Here is a 15752-nt window from a genome sequence, read left to right on the forward strand (position 1 = left end):
CCATGGCATACGCAGAGAAGCGCGGCACGGGCAAGAACCCGTGGCGAGCCCGCTACAAGAAGCCTGACGGCAGCCTCGGCAGCGAGCCGGGCTTCCGTACGAAGAGGGCAGCTGAGGAGTGGGGCGAGGACCAGGAGGCCGCCATCCGGGCCGGCCGCTGGCGCGACCCCGACAAGGCCCGTACCCTGCTCAAGGACTTCGTGCCGATCTTCATGGAGGCGCAGAAGGTTGCGCCGTCCACGGTGATCAAGCGCAAACGTCTGCTCACCCGGCATCTGCTGCCCGCCTTCGGTGACACCCCCCTGTGCGAGATCAACGTGTTCACCGCACGCGCCTGGGGCAACAAACAGACCTGCTCACCAGTGACCGTAGGCCATGCCCTCACCCTGCTGAGCATGATCCTCACCGCTGCGGCAGATGCGGAGTACCTCCTCGCGAACCCGATGTACGGTCGGCGGCGCCAGTCGGCGGACCGCGCCGTGCATGACGCGACGCAGCGGCAGGGACAGGTCCAGCACGACGACGAGGATGAGGAAGCCTGGGCGCAGCCGGACCAGGCATACCGCCTGTACAAGCGGCTCGGCGGCGTGCAGGGGTTGATGGTCCTGTCGGACTGCTACCTGGGCCTGCGCTGGGGTGAGCTGGCAGGGCTGCATCGGAAGCTCGCACTCATCCCGAAGACGGAACTCCTCGACGGCGAACCGTGGGAACGGTGGTGCCTGCGCATCGACCCCAGGGTGGGCGCCCTGCACGAGGTGGAGTTCGAGCTGTCCCCCGAGGAACTGGCCGAGTGGCACCGCGCCGAGGACGCCCGGCTGGAAGCGTGCCGGGAGAAGGGCTGGAAGGCCAACCGGCGCAAGGAGCCCAAGCACCAGGTGCGGTTGTACCTCGGGCCGCCGAAGAACCGCACCAGCGCCCGCGACGTTGACCTGCCGCGGTTCCTCGTCGAGTTGTGGCGGGCCCACCTGGAGACGTGGCCGCACCCCTACCCGTTCTCCACGCCGAGCGGGGAGTGGTGGCGGCGGGGGAACTTCGGCAAGGGGCTGCGGGCCGCGGCGGACGGGCGGGACGCGATCCCGCGTAAGCGGGGCTTCGCCGGCCGGGAGGAGTGGAAGCCGATCCTGCCTGGGTTCACCATGCGAGGCGCCCGGCACACGCACGACACGTGGATGAAGGAGGACCGCGTCGACCGCGCCTTGAGGTTCGAGACTATGGGCTGGGCTGTGCGGGGAGACATTGAGGGCACGTACGAGCACGTGACGCCTGCGATGCGGAAGCACCGCCTGGACGCGTTGGAAGCGCGGTGGCGGCGCGGGATCGAACTCGCGGCGCGGGTGGAGGAACCCCCTTCGGGAAGTTGATCTCCCGTTTCGCTCCCATTCAACGCTGAAGGCCCCCCGGCTGGGGGGCCTTTTCGCTGGTGGGCGCGGACGGTTTCGAACCGCCGACATCTGCTTTGTAAGAGCAGCGCTCTACCCCTGAGCTACGCACCCGTGGAGTGAGGCAACAGCGTACATGGCGCACCGGTGGGGTTCGCAAACCGTTGCGGGGGCTGGCCCCACCCCCGGGCGGTGGGTTGCAGGATCGTGGGCGGGTGGGGGCCGGTCGTACCGTGAGGGCGTTGTCGGTGTTCGTTTCCGGGGGAGTCGTCGTGGTCGCACATCGTGTTCGTCGTCGTACCGTCCACGCGTTGCTGGTGGGGTGTCTCGCGGTCGGGGTCGCCGGGTGCGGGGGTGTGGACGTGGCGGGGGCGCCGGTGGAGCGGCAGGTGTTCCCGTTCGACGGGTCGACGCTGACCGTGGACGCCGGGGACTCCGACGTGGAGCTGGTGCCGGCCGACGTGGCGGACGTCGAGGTGGCGCGGCAGGTCGACGGGTGGGTCGTGGCCGGGAACGGGCCCGACGCGACCTGGCGCATGGAGGACGGGACGCTCACCCTGCGCGTCCGGTGCGAGGCGCTCGTCGAGAACTGCGGGGCCCGTCACGAGGTGAAGGTGCCGCGCGGCGTGGCCGTGACGCTCCGGGGGGACAACGGAACCGTCACCGCCGACGGCTTCACCGCGGCGCTCACCCTGCGCACCGACAACGGCGACCTGGCCGTACGGGACGCCCGAGGGCCGCTCGATCTGCACACCGACAACGGCACCCTCCGCGTCGAGGGCGCCGCGTCGAAGGCCGTCACCGCACGCAGCGAGAACGGCGACGTCCACCTCGGTCTGCGCGCCGTGCCGGACCGGGTCGAGGGGCGCAGCGAGAACGGTGAGGTCGTCGTCGAGCTGCCGGCGGGCTCCGGGGCGTACGCCGTGGACGCCGGCAGCGGCAACGGTGACGTCCGCGCCGACGTGCCCCGGGACCCGGCGAGCCCCCGCGCCGTCACCGCGCTCAGCGAGAACGGCGACGTGACGGTCCGCACGGCGAACTGATCCGCTCTCCCGTTCGTCGTACCTGGTGGGAGAATGAACCGGGTCGGTTCGGACACGCGCGGTACGGGGAGCGAATGTGACGGGGACAGGCACGCGGCGGTACGCGAACGATGTGCTCGCCCTCGTGTTGCTGCCCCTGTCGCTGCTGGTCGCCACCTCGGCGGCGAGCTTCGCCGGGGGTGGCGGGGGCGGCGCGGGCGGCACGCGGCGCTGGTTCGGCGGTGGGCGCGCCGAGAGCCAGCGGGCCGACGCGCAGGCCGCGAAGGACGACGCGGCGGCCGCGTTCTACGAGCTGGACACCGCGCAGCGGGGCCTGCGGATCTCCGTCGAGACGATCGCCGCGGTGGACGCCTCGCCCGCCGCGCGCCGGGTCGCCGACGAGTTCGCCGCGCTCGGGCGGCGCATCGACGAGGTGAGCCACGCGTACATCCAGGCCGTCGACGGCTATGACCTGGACCGGGTCGACCTGGAGGGTTCCGTCGCCGTGCGGGCCCGCGCCGACCTGACGCGGGCCAAGGAGGAGCTGGTCCGGGTCAAGGGCGAGCTGGAGCGGTTCGAGCAGGGGCTCGCGCCGCTCCTCGACACGGCCGAGACGCAGCTGGCGCGGCTGGCCCCGGCGGTCGAGCGGGCGCGTGCCGCGCTGCGCGCCGCCGGTGACGCCCTTGACGGCGTACGCGGCCGGGGTCTGCGCGCCGACGACGCGGCGGCCCGGCTCGCCGCCCTCGCGCCCGAGCTGACCCGGCTCAACGAGGGCGCCGGCAGGCACGGCGTCGCGGAGACCCTGGAGCGCGCCGACCGGGTGCTGCGCGAGGCGGAGGCGGTACGGGCGGAGGTCGAGCGGCTGCCGGAGCGGGCCGCCGAGACGGACCGGCGCCTGGTGTCGCTGCGGACGCGGGCGGAGGCCCTGGCGCACCGGGCCACCTCGGTGGAGCCGGTACTGAGCGAGCTGCGCCGCCGTTACAGCGCGGCGTGCTGGCAGGACCTCCAGACGGTGCCCGCGCAGGCCGCCGAGAGCGCGGGGCGGGCGCAGGCGAAGCTCGCCGAGGCGGCGCGGGCGCGGGAGGAGCAGCGCTGGCCCGACGCGACGGCCCTGCTCGGTACGGTGCGGGCCCTGCTCAACGCCACCGACGAGGCCGTGTCCGCCGCCGGCGACCGGCTGCGGCGGCTCGACGCCGTGTCGAAGGACCCGCAGCGGGAGATCGAGCGCACCCGGTTCGCGATCCGCGACGCGCAGCGGCTCGCGATGGAGGGGCGCCACACGCCGGATCCCCGGCACGCCGGGCCGCTCGACGACGCGGTCGCCCGTCTGGAGCGGGCCGTCGAGGGGTTGGAGGAGCGGCACCCCGACTACTGGCACTTCCTGATCGAGACGGACGCGGTACGGGCGGCGGCCGGGCGGGTCGTGGAACGGATCCGCGAGGAGCGGGGCGGGGGCGCGGGCGGCGCCTGACCGGGGCCGGACCGGGGCCGACCGGGGCCGGGCCGGGGCCCACTCGAGCCTGACCCGATGCCCGACCGAGACCGGCCCGGGTCCGACCCGATGCCCGACCCGATGCGGGACCGGGGCCTGACCCGGGCCCGACCGCAGCCTGGTCTGCCTCCCGGCTCGGCTCCGGCCGCGCGGTCCGGCCGGCCGGGTCCCGCTGCCCCGGCTGCCGGCCACCGGCTGCGGCTGCCCGGCCCGGATGCCCCCGCCTGCCCGGCCCGGCTGCCGGGTCCCGGTGGCCAGGTCCGGCTGCTCGGGGCCGTTACCGCCCGTGGCTACCCCGCGTCCCGGGCGGCAGGCGGCGGAGCCGTACCGGGTCGCCGCGCGGCCGTGCCAGGGAGCGGGGCCCGGCCGATAACCTGTGCGCATGCCTCGCTATGAGTACCGCTGCCGCACCTGCGGCGACACCTTCGAACTGAGCCGCCCCATGGCGGAGTCCTCCGCCCCCGCCGACTGCCCCGCCGGGCACGACGACACGGTCAAGCTGCTGTCGACGGTCGCGGTCGGCGGTACGGCGGCGTCCGCACCCGCCCGCCCCGCAGGCGGCGGCGGTGGCGGGTGTTGCGGAGGCGGCTGCTGCGGCTGACCGGCCACCGGTTCCGGCGGGGCTCCCGCCGGAACCGACCGCCCTACGCCGTGGCGCGGGCCCCGCGCCACGCCGTGACCACCGGCCCCACGCCGCAGCGCCGGCCCTCACACCGTGGTACCGGCCCGGGACGGTGATGGCGCTGGGGCCGGCCTCGTCAGGCCGCCGCGCGGACCGGGCGGGCCGCCGCCAGGAACCGGCGCAGGATCTCCTCCCCCGCCACGACGCCCCGGTCGGCGAGAACCTCGACGTTCCCGGCGCGCCAGCCGGTGTCCGCCAGCTCGCCGTGGCTCGGCCGCCACGCGCGGTCGGCGGCGAGAAGCAGGTCCGCGTCGAGGAGCGAGTCGCCCGCAGCGAGGACCGTGGCGGCCCCGGTACGGCGGGCCACCTCCCGTACCGCCGCGCTCTTCGTCAGCGGCTTCGGCACCGCGTACACCTTCCGGCCCTGCAGGGAGACCGTCCAGCCGCGGCCCTCCGCCCACGCGGCCAGCTCCGCGAGCCAGCCGTCCGGCAGCAGGGCGCGCTCCACGACGAGGTACGCGAAGAGGTCCTCCGCGACCCGCTCCTTGAGCAACCAGGCGGGGTCGGCGACGGCGAGCAGGTGCGCCCGCACCTCCGCCAGGGAGGCGCACTCGTCGGCGAGGCGGGCCGCGACGGTCGCCCGCCAGTCCGGGTCGGACTCGCCGTCGACGAGCAGGTGGCCGCCGTTCGCGCAGATCGCGTACCGAGGGGCCGGGCAGGGCAGCCGGATGCGCCGGTACTGCTCGCGGGTGCGGGTGGTCACCGGCATGAAGGTGGCGGAGCGGGCGAGTTCGCCCAGCAGCTCGGCGGCCGTCTCGGTGACGTACGACAGCGGCTTGCCCTGGTACACCTCGACGCAGAGCAGGCGGGGGGCCTCCGCGTCCGGGGCGGTGAGGGCGAGCGCCGCCGTCGAGTAGATCAGCGTGCGGTCGAGGTCGCTGGCGACCAGCGTGGGCCGGGCGGTGGTCACGGCGTGGTCACCGCCGCCCGGCCGTCGGCGCCGGTCGCGCCCCGCGTGTACTGCGGGTGGATCAGCCCGACGCAGGTGTACGGCAGGCCGTCCACCTCCTCCACTGGTACGCCGCGCTGCTCGGCGAGCAGCCGTACGTGGTCCAGGTCGGGGCCGGCGCCGCGCCGGGCGAGGACCTTCCACGGGACGCGGCGCAGCAGGACCCGGGTGGTCTCGCCGACGCCGGGCTTGACGAGGTTGACGTCGTGGATGCCGTACTCCTCGCTGATCCGCTCGACGGCCGCCCATCCCTCCCAGGTGGGGGTGCGGTCGGCGGCGAGGAGCCGGGCGGCGTCCGCGGCGACGGCCCCGGCGACCTCGTCGAAGCGGTCCGCGACCGCGTCGAGGAACGCGACGGAGACGTCCGTGCCCGCCAGCTCCCGGTAGTACTTCGCCCCGTGGTAGTCGTGCGGGCCGACGAGGTCGGCGCGCAGGACGGTGCGCGAGACGAGGCCGGAGACGGTGGAGTTGAGGCAGGCGGAGGGGATCAGGAAGTCCTCGCGGGTGCCGTAGGTGCGGACGCACGAGCCGGGGTCGGCCAGGACGGCGATCTCCGGGTCGAAGTCCGGGAAGTCGGCGAGGGCCGCCGCCAGCTCGCGGGTGATCGCCCCCTTGCCGGTCCAGCCGTCGACGAAGACGACGTCCCGCGGGTCGTGGTGGGCGCGCAGCCAGCGCAGCGCGTTGGTGTCGATGCCGCGGCCCCGGACGATGGACACGGCGTAGTGCGGCACGTCCAGCCCGTGGCGGTGGTGCGCCCAGCGGCGCATCAGCACGCCGACGGGGGTGCCGGCCCGGGCGAGGGAGACGAGCACGGGGCGCGGGGACCGTTCGGCGAGCACGGTCTCGGTGACCACGCCCACCGCGTGGGCGATCCGGGCGGCGGAGCCGTCGAGGGCGGTGTGGAACAGCTTCTGGTACCGGTCGCTGGGCTGGTACTCGACGGGCAGGGACTCCGCGTAGTGGGCGCCGCCGCTCTGGATGGCCTCCTCGCGCTCCTCGGTCGGCGCCTCCAGCTCGACGTCCGACAGATCCTGGAGGAGCCAGCCCACCTCCTCGGGGGCGTAGGAGGAGAACGCGGGTCCGCGCAGGGGGTCGGGCAGCATGCCCGCTCCTTCCGGTACGTAGGAGGGGACGGCGGCGAGCACGACGCGCGGAACGTGCGCGGCGAGCTGCGCCGGCAGGCCGTCCGGGGCGTGGAGCGGCGGGGTGTCGCCGGTCGAGTCGACGACGAGGGCGACGGCGTCGAACCCGGCGCCCGCGACGTTGTAGGCGTAGCGGTCGCCCGGCCCGTCGGCGGGGTCGTCGTGGGCGGGGAAGACCAGGCGGGTGCGGATGGCGTAGCCGGGGTCGTCCACCGCGAGGACCGGCGAGCGGGTGGTCGTCGAGAACCGCACGTCGGCGTGGGGGGCGAGTTCTTCCAGCGCGGCGGCCAGGGCGAGGGGGGCGTACATGAGCTCCTCGCTGCCCAGGACGAGGACGCGGGGGCGGCGTCCCCCGGACCGCGCGGGAGCGACCGACCCGGGCGCCGGGGCGTCGGTACGGCTCGCGGATGGGGGCGCGTCCGCACCGGACACCGACCGGAGCGCCTCCGCGCCGGGTACGGATACGGGCGCCGGCGCCGTGGGCAGGTCGAGGGCCGCGGCCAGGCGGGCCGCCATCGCCGGGAGCGCCGCGTCGAGACGGGCGCGGTGCGCGGGGGTGAAGCCGTGGCGGCCGCCGTCGGGGAGCCCGGCCGGCCAGCCGAGGTCCACCCGCCGTACGGCGCCCGTGTCGCCGGAGACGACGGGCGCGGGCACCGTGTGGGCGGCCACGAGGGCGCGGCCCTTCTCCAGGACGCCGTCGGGCAGCCGTACCGTTCCCGCGGCGAGCGCGACCAGGTCGACGCGGGCGCCGATCTCCTCGGCGAACTCCGCCAGCCGGCCCTGGTCCTCGTCCGACCGCATGTCGACGAGCGCCACGATGACGTACCGGTCACGCGGGTACCGCTCGTGCAGCGCCCGCACGGTGTTGAGCACGGTGTTGCCGGTCGAGAACTCGTCGTCCACCAGCACCAGCGGCCCCGCCCCGGCGAGCAGCTCGGGGTCCTCGGGGAGGAGGAGGTGCGAGGTGTGGTGGGAGTGCGACTCCTCGAAGCCGGCCGCCCGGACCACCCCCGGCACGGGGCGGCGCGTGGAGTGCAGGTACGGGGCGTGCGCCAGCCCGTCGGCGACACAGTGGCCGAGGCCGGTCGCGGTCTCCGCGTACCCGACGACGACCGCCCGCCGCGCCTCCGCGTCGCCCAGCAGCGCGCGGACGCGGCGCCCCAGCTCGTGGCCGGTGCCCCGGACCACCGCCGGGCTCTGCGGCACGTGCTTGCCGAGGACCGAGGAGACGAGGAGGTGCGCCCGCTTGGGGTTGTCCCGCAGGGCGAGCCCCAGCAGGCCGCGCAGTTCCCCGTCATCGCCCCGCCGTGCGGAGAGCTCGACCCCGAGCCTCTCGGCGACCCATGTCCCGGTCCACACCGCGCTGTGAATGACGTGCCTCTTCTCTGTCGGGTACCGGTGGCCGATGGCCGGTTCGGGGGCGCTGGCCGGTTCGGGGCCGCTGGTCGGTTCGGGGGCGCTGGTCGGCCGGGGCGGCGCGCCGCTCACGGTACCGCCAGGCCCGCGGCGAGCAGTTCGACGAACCCCACGTCCGCCTTCGCCACGCCGAACACCTCGGCGCGCCGGAGGGTCCGCTCCGCCCAGGCGCGGTGCGGCTTCACCTCGTTCATCTTGTTCGTGTACGCGGAACGCATCACCCCGCCGCCGGTGCGCTCCGGGCGCAGAATGTCCCGGGCATCGCTGTACTCCTCGTGGCTCACCACGGACAGGGCGTGCACCGGCTGCACGTGGGAGGGGTGGATGCAGGTCTTGCCGAGCAGACCGTTGGCCCGGTCGAGCTCGATCTCCCGCAGCAGACCGTCCAGGTCGTGCTCGATGAGCTCCGTGCGCAGGGCGTCGGCGCGGCCCTCGGTGAAGGGGCTGCGCCGCAGCATCGGTTTGAACATCCGCTCCTGGAGCCGGAAGTACTCCCAGACCGGTCCGGTGATGGTGAAGCCGGAGCCGTCCGCGCGGCCCAGGACGTTGACGACGTCAGCGATGACGTGCGCGACGACCTGCACGTCGTACGCGGTCATGTCGGGGGTGCGGCGCAGCCCGTACGCGGAGCAGAAGTCGGTCACGCCGAGCCGGAGCGCGAGGACGCGGTCCCGGTAGGCGGTGACCGAGCGGGCTATCCCGGCGAGGGTGTCGGCACGGGTCTCCAGGTGGAGGAGGTCCGGGGACTCCAGGACCGGCATCGCGTACAGGGGGCGGCCGCCGAGGGCGTCCGCCGTGCCGGGCTCCTTCTCGGTCGCCGCGATGGCCTCCAGGAAGGGCGTGCCGCGCTTCTCGGTGAACTTCGGCAGTACGAATCCGGACAGCAGCCGTACCGCCGGTCCGAGCCGGCGGGCGAGGTCCGGTATCTGCTCGGGCTCGCGGACGCGGACGAAGAGCAGCGGCGGCTCGCCGGGCCTCGCGGCCAGGTCGGTGAACTGGCGGACGAGGTTCTCCTCGGCTCGCTTGACGTCGGCGTCGGCGATGGAGTCCTCCAGACAGACCACCATCGACACGACACCCCGTCCGACCTGCTTCTTCACGTCGTCGGCGAGCGTGGGTCGGGTGGCGGGGCTGTAGAGGGTGGCGCCGAGGGCGGCCGCCAGGACACGGGCGGGCGACCCGCTGTCGAAGGCGCAGGGCTCCCGGTGGAACAGCCCGGCCCGAGCAGCAGGCGAGATGTGCCCGAAATGACGCATGCGGTTTCCCCGTACTGCCGTGGTGTTGTGCGTGGAGTTCTGCCGTGGTGTTCTGCCCCGCGGCGCCGATGACATGTGGCCGGTAATAGTACGTAAGGACAAGTGTCGCCGGTTCCCTGTCGATGTGAACGCCGGGTGACGTCGCGGTGCCCTCCGGGTGCCGCTCCCTGCCGCGGCCCGGTGCGTGCCCGTGCCGCGGCGGACCGGGTTCCTCCGTGCCGTGGCGCGGGGCGCGCCATGCCGGGGACGGCCCCCGCGTTGTCCCCCGGGCGGGTGGCCAGGCAGGATGACGGGCATGACGCACGAGATGCCGAAGGGCTCGAACGTCCCGCTCGACGCCGCGGCCGTACGGGCCGTACTGTGCTGGACCCCTGGCCAGGGGGTCCCCGACGTGGACGCCTCCGCCCTGCTGCTCGGCCCGGACGGGCGGGTGCGTTCCGACGAGGACTTCGTCTTCTACAACCAGCCGCGGCACCCGTCGGGGCTGGTCCGGCGCCTGCCGAAGAAGCGGGTGGAGGACGGGCTCACCGACACGGTCGAGGCGGACCTGGCGACGCTCGACCCGTCGGTGGACCAGGTGGTGATCGCGGCGTCCTCGGACGGCGCCTCGTTCGAGCACGTCCCCGACCTGCGGATCCTCCTCTTCGACGCGGCCGCGGGCGAAGGCGCCGAGGCGCTGGCGTCGTTCCGCGTGCGGCCGGAGACGGGCGAGGAGACGGCCATCATCTGCGGCGAGGTGTATCGCCGCGGCGAGGGGTGGAAGTTCCGCGCGGTCGGACAGGGCTACCCGACGGGCCTGATCGGGCTGGCCACGGCGTTCGGCATCTCCGTCGAGGAGGAGGAAGGCGACGGAGCGGACGCGGACGCGGCAGAGGGTGCCGGGGGCCCGTCGGACGGGCCGTCGCCCGACCTGCCGTCGGACCCGACCGGCCCGGCGTCGGACGCGACCGGCCCGGCGTCGGACGCCTCGGATCTCCCGCCGGCGCCGCGCGCGAACCCCGACGACGCCACCCAGGCCATGCCGGCCCAGCCGCGGCCCTCCGGTACCCCCGGGTCCGCCGCGCCGGCCCCGGGCGGTGCGGTGCCCGGGTTCCCCGGTGCCACGGGGGCGCCCGCGCTGGGCGTCGTCCCGCCGCCGCCCCCCGTGCCGCCCGCGTACGGCTACCCGCAGCCGTCCTACGGGTACCCGCGGCCCGACGCGGCCCAGCCGTCGTACGGGTACCCGCAGCCCGGCGGCGCGGGGCAGCCGGCGTACGGCTATCCGCACCCGGCGGGCGCGGCGGCCCACCCTGGCGCGGGGGCCGCGCCGCCCGTCCCTGACCCCGAATTCCGGCTGCCGCCCATGGGGCCGCAGTTCCAGCGCCCCTGACGGCCGGGGCGCCCCGGCCGGTCGGGCGGGGGCGTCACGCCTTGCCCGCCTTGAAACCGCGGCCCCACTGCATGCCCCAGCCGTACATCCTGTCCAGCTCGCCCTGGAAGCCGTAGACGAACTTGACCTCCCGGCGCACCACGAGCTCGCCCTTGACGTTCTCCAACAGGAAGACGGCGCAGGAGCGGGCCTCGGGGGCGCGCTCGTCGAGCTCGATCTCGATCCTCGGGCCGTTGCTCGGGTAGAGCGTCATGGTGGCGTGCGTGCGGTCGAAGGCGGGGGTCTGGTCGTAGATGTAGACGAAGAACAGCAGGCGCTTGATGTCGTCGCGGTGATCGAGGTTGACGAAGATCGTCTCGCCGGACGGTGAACCGAACCGGTCGTCGCCGCTCAGCTTCACGTACGGCGGGTCGTTGAGGTCGCCGAAGAAGCCGCCGAGGGGCTGGACGACGCCCCTGGCGCCGTTGCTCAGCTCGTACAGGCACCCGATGTCGAGGTCGACGGTGGCCACGCCCTGCGTGTGGGCCTGGACGGGCTCGGGCTGGAAGAACCGCAGCGGGTGCCGCAGCAGCCGGCCGCTCCGCCGGGACCGGCCGTCGAGATCGGACGTCCGCATCTTCCAGGAGAGGTTGACGCGGAGGTTGCCGGTAGCGGCGCCCTGTTTGGTGAGCGAGACCGACGGGCGGCGCCGCGTGAGGTCGATCGCGTTGGTGACGGCGCTGCCCGAGTCGAACTGCGCCGTCCTGTTCGGTACCAGGTTGTCCCAGAAGGCCATGCCCCACCCCCACGGTGTTCGGATGCGCGCGCGGGGCGACCGGGAGCACCCGGCCGCCCCGCTGAGAAGCGTTCCGCATCACCGGGGTGGTCACACCCCGGTCTCATGCAGTGGTCGTCACACTCCGGACGGGACCCCGGGCTTCTCCCCGGACCCCTCCGCGTCCGTGAGCCGCTTGTTGCGGCGGACGGAGGAGAGGAAGGAGGCGGCGATGAGGAAGATGCCGATGAAGCCCGTGATGAGCTCGTGGATCTCGTGCTGGATGGTGATCAGCAGGATCACGGCGAGGGCACCGATGGCGTAGTGCGCGCCGTGCTCCAGGTAGACGTAGTCGTCCAGCGTGCCCTGGCGGACCAGGTAGACGGTGAGCGACCGGACGTACATGGCGCCGATGCCGAGGCCGAGCGCCATCCAGAAGATGTGGTTCGTGATGGCGAAGGCGCCGATGACACCGTCGAAGGAGAACGACGCGTCGAGGACCTCCAGGTACAGGAAGAGGAAGAAGGCCGCCTTGCCGGCGAGACCGACCGCGGACACCGGCTTGCCGGCACGCTTGGCCTGCTCCTCCTCCTCGTGCTCGCGCTCCTCCTCTTCCTCCAGCTTGTCCTCGAAGTAGCCGGAGAGGCCGCCGACGACCAGGTACGTGATCAGACCGGCGACACCGGAGAGCAGCACCGTGGCCGACTTGTCGACGTGCCCGGTGCTGGTGTGGGCCTCGGTGGCGAAAGTGATGGCGGTGAGCAGAAGGACGATCAGCGCGATGCAGACGGACAGCATGTCGACCTTGCCGAGCTTGGCGAGCGGGCGCTCCAGCCACGCCAGCCACTTGTGCTCGCGCTCCTCGAAGATGAAGTCGAGGAAGATCATCAGCAGGAACATGCCGCCGAAGGCGGCGATGGCCGCGTGGGCGTCGGTGACGAGGGCTTCATACTGCTTCGGCTGGTCGAGTGCCAGCTGAACGGCCTCGATCGGGCCGACCTTGGCGCTGATCGCGACGATGACGACCGGGAAGACCAGCCGCATGCCGAACACCGCGATCAGGATGCCGATCGTCAGGAAGATCTTCTGCCAGAAGGCGTTCATCTTCTTGAGGATTCCGGCGTTGACGACCGCGTTGTCGAAGGACAGCGAGATCTCGAGGATGGACAGGATCAGTACGATCCCGAACGCCTCCCACCCCCACTGCCAGGCGGCGAAAGCGAGGCCGAGCGCCGTGACGGCGAACGACCAGCCGAAGGTTTTCAGAACCACTGACTACCCAATCGTGTTGGGGGTCCCCCCGGGCGAACCCTGCGGGAGGGGCTCCTCCACACCGAATGCGCCGGGTCGTGAACGAACCCTGAGACGAGCTTTAGGAAACATTGACCCCGAAGTCTAGAGCGATGCCCCGGAGGCCGGACGCATACCCCTGACCCACGGCCCGGAACTTCCATTCCCCGCCGTAGCGGTAGAGCTCGCCGAAGATCATCGCGGTCTCCGTGGAGGCGTCCTCGCTGAGGTCGTAGCGCGCGAGCTCCTGGCCGTCCGCCTGATTGACAACCCGGATGAAGGCATTGCTGACCTGTCCGAACGTCTGGCCGCGGTTGTCCGCCTCGTGGATCGAGACCGGAAAGACGATCTTGTCGCAGTGGAGCGGTACCTGGCTGAGGTCGACGATGAGGGACTCGTCGTCTCCGTCGCCCTCACCGGTGAGGTTGTCGCCGGTGTGCTGTACGGATCCCTCGGGGCTGACGAGGTTGTTGTAGAAGATGAACCACTCGTCGCCGAGGACCCTGCCGGACTGACAGAGCAGCGCGCTGGCGTCGAGGTCGAAGGGCGCTCCCGTGGTGGAGCGCGCGTCCCAGCCGAGTCCGACCAGCACCTGCGTCAGATTGGGTGCGGCCTTGGAGAGGGAGACGTTGCCTCCCTTGGCGAGCGTGACGCCCATGACGATGATCCTCCCCGGTGACGTACTGCGTGTGGTGCGTCGTGTGCCGCGCGGTGCCCGTGTGCCGTGCGGTGTGTGCAGGGGCAGGTCCGGCGCCGCACCCGGTGGTGCGGCGCCGGACGGAGCTCCGGTACGGCTCAGACGTTCACGCCGAAGTCCTGCGCGATGCCGCGCAGACCCGAGGCGTAGCCCTGGCCGATGGCGCGGAACTTCCACTCCGCGCCGTGGCGGTACAGCTCGCCGAAGACCATGGCGGTCTCCGTCGAGGCGTCCTCGCTCAGGTCGTAACGGGCCAGCTCGTCGTTGTTCGCCTGGTTCACCACGCGGATGAAGGCGTTGCGCACCTGACCGAAGGACTGCTGGCGGTTCTCGGCGTCGTAGATCGAGACCGGGAAGACGATCTTGTCCACGTCGGCGGGCACCGACGCGAGGTTGACCTTGATCTGCTCGTCGTCGCCCTCGCCCTCGCCCGTGAGGTTGTCGCCGGTGTGCTCGACGGAGCCGTCCGGGCTCTTCAGGTTGTTGAAGAAGACGAAGTTGCCGTCGGTGCCGACCTTGCCCTGGTCGTTCAGCAGCAGAGCGCTCGCGTCCAGGTCGAAGTCCGTACCGGTGGTGGTGCGGACGTCCCAGCCGAGGCCGACCGTGACCGCGGTCAGGTTGGGCGCGGCCTTGGTCAGCGAGACGTTCCCGCCCTTGCTGAGGCTGACTCCCACGAGTCCCTCCATTGGTTTCCAGGGGCAGCGCCCCCGTCGTGCGTTGGCATCGGATCAACGAGTGGATCCTAGTGACCGGTTCCCGCCGTGAGCAGGCCTTTGGACCGACGAATCGGCGGTGGTGGGCGCGCCCACGGACGATCATGCGGCCGCGGGGGCCCCGGCCGACACGGTGGTCACCCGGTGCCCCTCGGGCCTCATCGACCTCAGAGCTCGCCGAGGGCCTTGACGTAGTCGTCGATGTCCCGCGCGTCCGGCAGGCCGTTGACGACGGTCCAGCGCACGACGCCGTCCTTGTCGATGATGAAGGTGCCGCGGACCGCGCAGCCCTTCTCCTCGTCGAAGACGCCGTACGCCCGGGAGACCTCGCCGTGCGGCCAGAAGTCCGACAGCAGCGGGTACTCCAGGCCCTCCTGCTCGGCGAAGACGCGCAGGGTGTGGATGGAGTCGTTGGAGACGGCCAGCAGCTGGGTGTCCTCGTTGACGAAGCGCGGCAGCTGGTCACGGAGCGCGCACAGTTCCCCCGTGCAGACCCCGGTGAAGGCGAACGGGTAGAAGAGGAGCACGACGTTCTTCTCGCCGCGGAAGTCGCCGAGACGCACGGTGCGCCCGTGGTTGTCCTTCAGTTCGAAGTCCGGGGCCTTCGTGCCGACCTCGATTGCCATGTGAACGCATCCCTTCGGTGGGCGGATCGCTGGGGACCCACCCTACGCAACAAGGCCCCCACCGATCGCTCGGCGGGGGCCCCTCGGCTGTGGGAGCCGGCGGTCAGCGCTTCGACTTCGCCGCCTTCGGGCTGACCAGGCGAGTGCCGACCCAGTCCTTGCCCGCGTTGATGCTCCGGGTCTGCGACAGGCCCGCGGTCTGCGCGGCCTCGTTGATGTCGCTGGGCTCGATGTAGCCGTCACGACCGGTCTTGGGCGTCATCAGCCAGATCTGACCGCCCTCCTCGATCAGGCCGATGGCGTCGACCAGCGCGTCCGTGAGGTCGCCGTCGTCGTCGCGGAACCACAGCACCACGGCGTCTGCGACGTCGTCGTAGTCCTCGTCGACGAGTTCCTGGCCGATGACAGCCTCGATGTCCTCACGGAGCTCCTGCTCGACATCGTCGTCGTAGCCGATCTCCTGGACCACCTGTCCGGGCTCGAACCCCAGCCTTGCGGCTGGGTTGGTCCGCTCCTCCGCGTGGTCCGCGGTCGCGCTCACGGCTTGCCTCCTGATCATGGGTGAGAAAGTACTCGGGCCGCGCGCGTGCGCGTGGCATTGGGCGTAGTCCACACGTGCTGGACGGATCGCGCAAGTACCCGGCGACCTAGACCGCCGAAACGGTGACTTTTGGGGCCGTCTTGCCGCAACTCCGGGTACCCACCCTCTCCGCCTTCTGACACACACCACACCTCTTGACCCACTTTAGGGGGTTGTATGACGCGGGTGCCCCTCGGGGGCGCGCACCGGGACCGGCGCCGGCACCCGGCTGCGCGCGCGGGCGGCCGGAGGGCGCGGGTTACCCCAGGGTAGAGATGACGCGCGCGCCCACGGGGTACACGATGGTGGCGACGCCGACCGCAGAGCCGACATCCCGACCGCAATCCAGTCCTCACGGCACCTCCCGTGACCACCTCGAACAGCG

The 15752-nt window shown here is 72.7% G+C and carries 14 protein-coding genes and 1 tRNA gene; 5 read left to right on the forward strand and 10 right to left on the reverse strand.

Going from position 1 to position 15752, the window contains the following annotated elements:
- Positions 1-2: 2 nt before the first annotated feature.
- Complete coding sequence (locus NRO40_RS08510; RefSeq protein WP_257375362.1) at positions 3-1361, forward strand: N-terminal phage integrase SAM-like domain-containing protein; 1359 nt, start codon at positions 3-5, stop codon at positions 1359-1361.
- A gap of 57 nt (positions 1362-1418) precedes the next feature.
- On the opposite strand, the gene NRO40_RS08515 is transcribed toward NRO40_RS08510, so the two are convergent.
- Positions 1419-1493: transfer RNA gene (locus NRO40_RS08515), tRNA-Val, on the reverse strand.
- 158 nt (positions 1494-1651) lie between these two features.
- Between NRO40_RS08515 and NRO40_RS08520 the strand changes: the two genes are divergently transcribed.
- The 3 genes from NRO40_RS08520 (at position 1652) to NRO40_RS08530 (ending at position 4494) form a co-directional block, all read left to right on the forward strand.
- Entirely contained in the window at positions 1652-2422 is a 771-nt protein-coding gene (locus NRO40_RS08520; RefSeq protein ID WP_058944904.1) for a DUF4097 family beta strand repeat-containing protein, read from the forward strand.
- Positions 2423-2498: 76 nt separating this feature from the next.
- A complete protein-coding gene (locus NRO40_RS08525; protein WP_058944903.1) occupies positions 2499-3872 on the forward strand; it encodes a hypothetical protein in 1374 nt (457 codons plus the stop codon).
- Positions 3873-4275: 403 nt separating this feature from the next.
- Positions 4276-4494, forward strand: coding sequence for an FmdB family zinc ribbon protein (locus NRO40_RS08530; RefSeq protein WP_058944902.1), 219 nt, complete (start codon positions 4276-4278; stop codon positions 4492-4494).
- A 157-nt stretch (positions 4495-4651) separates the two neighbouring features.
- Here NRO40_RS08530 and NRO40_RS08535 read toward each other — a convergent pair whose 3' ends face one another.
- The 3 genes from NRO40_RS08535 to NRO40_RS08545 all read right to left on the reverse strand — a co-directional run bounded on the left by NRO40_RS08535 (position 4652) and on the right by NRO40_RS08545 (position 9338).
- A complete protein-coding gene (locus NRO40_RS08535; protein ID WP_058944901.1) occupies positions 4652-5485 on the reverse strand; it encodes an HAD family hydrolase in 834 nt (277 codons plus the stop codon).
- The gene (locus tag NRO40_RS08540) at positions 5482-8025 is read right to left on the reverse strand and encodes a phosphoribosyltransferase (RefSeq protein WP_107115240.1); all 2544 of its coding nucleotides are present in this window, start codon (positions 8023-8025) and stop codon (positions 5482-5484) included. Before NRO40_RS08540 ends, NRO40_RS08535 begins: the two co-directional genes overlap by 4 nt.
- Before the next feature lie 125 nt (positions 8026-8150).
- Positions 8151-9338: an HpcH/HpaI aldolase/citrate lyase family protein gene (locus NRO40_RS08545; RefSeq protein ID WP_058944900.1), complete on the reverse strand. Its 1188-nt coding sequence runs from the start codon at positions 9336-9338 to the stop codon at positions 8151-8153.
- A 295-nt stretch (positions 9339-9633) separates the two neighbouring features.
- Between NRO40_RS08545 and NRO40_RS08550 the strand changes: the two genes are divergently transcribed.
- Positions 9634-10707 carry a TerD family protein gene (locus NRO40_RS08550; protein WP_058944899.1) on the forward strand — a complete coding sequence of 358 codons (1074 nt, stop codon included), beginning with the start codon at positions 9634-9636 and terminating at the stop codon, positions 10705-10707.
- A 34-nt stretch (positions 10708-10741) separates the two neighbouring features.
- Here NRO40_RS08550 and NRO40_RS08555 read toward each other — a convergent pair whose 3' ends face one another.
- The 6 genes from NRO40_RS08555 to NRO40_RS08580 all read right to left on the reverse strand — a co-directional run bounded on the left by NRO40_RS08555 (position 10742) and on the right by NRO40_RS08580 (position 15328).
- A complete protein-coding gene (locus NRO40_RS08555) occupies positions 10742-11482 on the reverse strand; it encodes a TerD family protein (protein ID WP_058944898.1) in 741 nt (246 codons plus the stop codon).
- A gap of 117 nt (positions 11483-11599) precedes the next feature.
- Positions 11600-12733 carry a DUF475 domain-containing protein gene (locus NRO40_RS08560; RefSeq protein ID WP_058944897.1) on the reverse strand — a complete coding sequence of 378 codons (1134 nt, stop codon included), beginning with the start codon at positions 12731-12733 and terminating at the stop codon, positions 11600-11602.
- Positions 12734-12833: 100 nt separating this feature from the next.
- Positions 12834-13409, reverse strand: coding sequence for a TerD family protein (locus NRO40_RS08565; RefSeq protein ID WP_058944896.1), 576 nt, complete (start codon positions 13407-13409; stop codon positions 12834-12836).
- A gap of 137 nt (positions 13410-13546) precedes the next feature.
- Entirely contained in the window at positions 13547-14122 is a 576-nt protein-coding gene (locus NRO40_RS08570) for a TerD family protein (RefSeq protein WP_058944906.1), read from the reverse strand.
- Between the two features lie 206 nt (positions 14123-14328).
- Complete coding sequence (locus NRO40_RS08575; protein WP_058944895.1) at positions 14329-14787, reverse strand: peroxiredoxin; 459 nt, start codon at positions 14785-14787, stop codon at positions 14329-14331.
- 103 nt (positions 14788-14890) lie between these two features.
- Positions 14891-15328 (reverse strand): DUF3052 domain-containing protein, encoded by a 438-nt coding sequence (locus NRO40_RS08580; protein WP_058944894.1) that lies wholly within the window; start codon positions 15326-15328, stop codon positions 14891-14893.
- Between the last annotated feature and the right edge of the window lie 424 nt (positions 15329-15752).

The organism is Streptomyces changanensis (genome assembly GCF_024600715.1).
Lineage (GTDB): Bacteria > Actinomycetota > Actinomycetes > Streptomycetales > Streptomycetaceae > Streptomyces > Streptomyces changanensis.

Excerpts from the sequence above, each read along its gene's own strand:
- NRO40_RS08555 (WP_058944898.1), bottom strand. The coding sequence starts at position 11,482 with ATGGCCTTCTGGGACAACCTGGTACCGAACAGGACGGCGCAGTTCGAC.
- NRO40_RS08575 (WP_058944895.1), bottom strand. The coding sequence starts at position 14,787 with ATGGCAATCGAGGTCGGCACGAAGGCCCCGGACTTCGAACTGAAGGAC.
- NRO40_RS08530 (WP_058944902.1), top strand. The coding sequence starts at position 4,276 with ATGCCTCGCTATGAGTACCGCTGCCGCACCTGCGGCGACACCTTCGAA.
- NRO40_RS08550 (WP_058944899.1), top strand. The coding sequence starts at position 9,634 with ATGACGCACGAGATGCCGAAGGGCTCGAACGTCCCGCTCGACGCCGCG.
- NRO40_RS08565 (WP_058944896.1), bottom strand. The coding sequence starts at position 13,409 with ATGGGCGTCACGCTCGCCAAGGGAGGCAACGTCTCCCTCTCCAAGGCC.
- NRO40_RS08510 (WP_257375362.1), top strand. The coding sequence starts at position 3 with ATGGCATACGCAGAGAAGCGCGGCACGGGCAAGAACCCGTGGCGAGCC.
- NRO40_RS08545 (WP_058944900.1), bottom strand. The coding sequence starts at position 9,338 with ATGCGTCATTTCGGGCACATCTCGCCTGCTGCTCGGGCCGGGCTGTTC.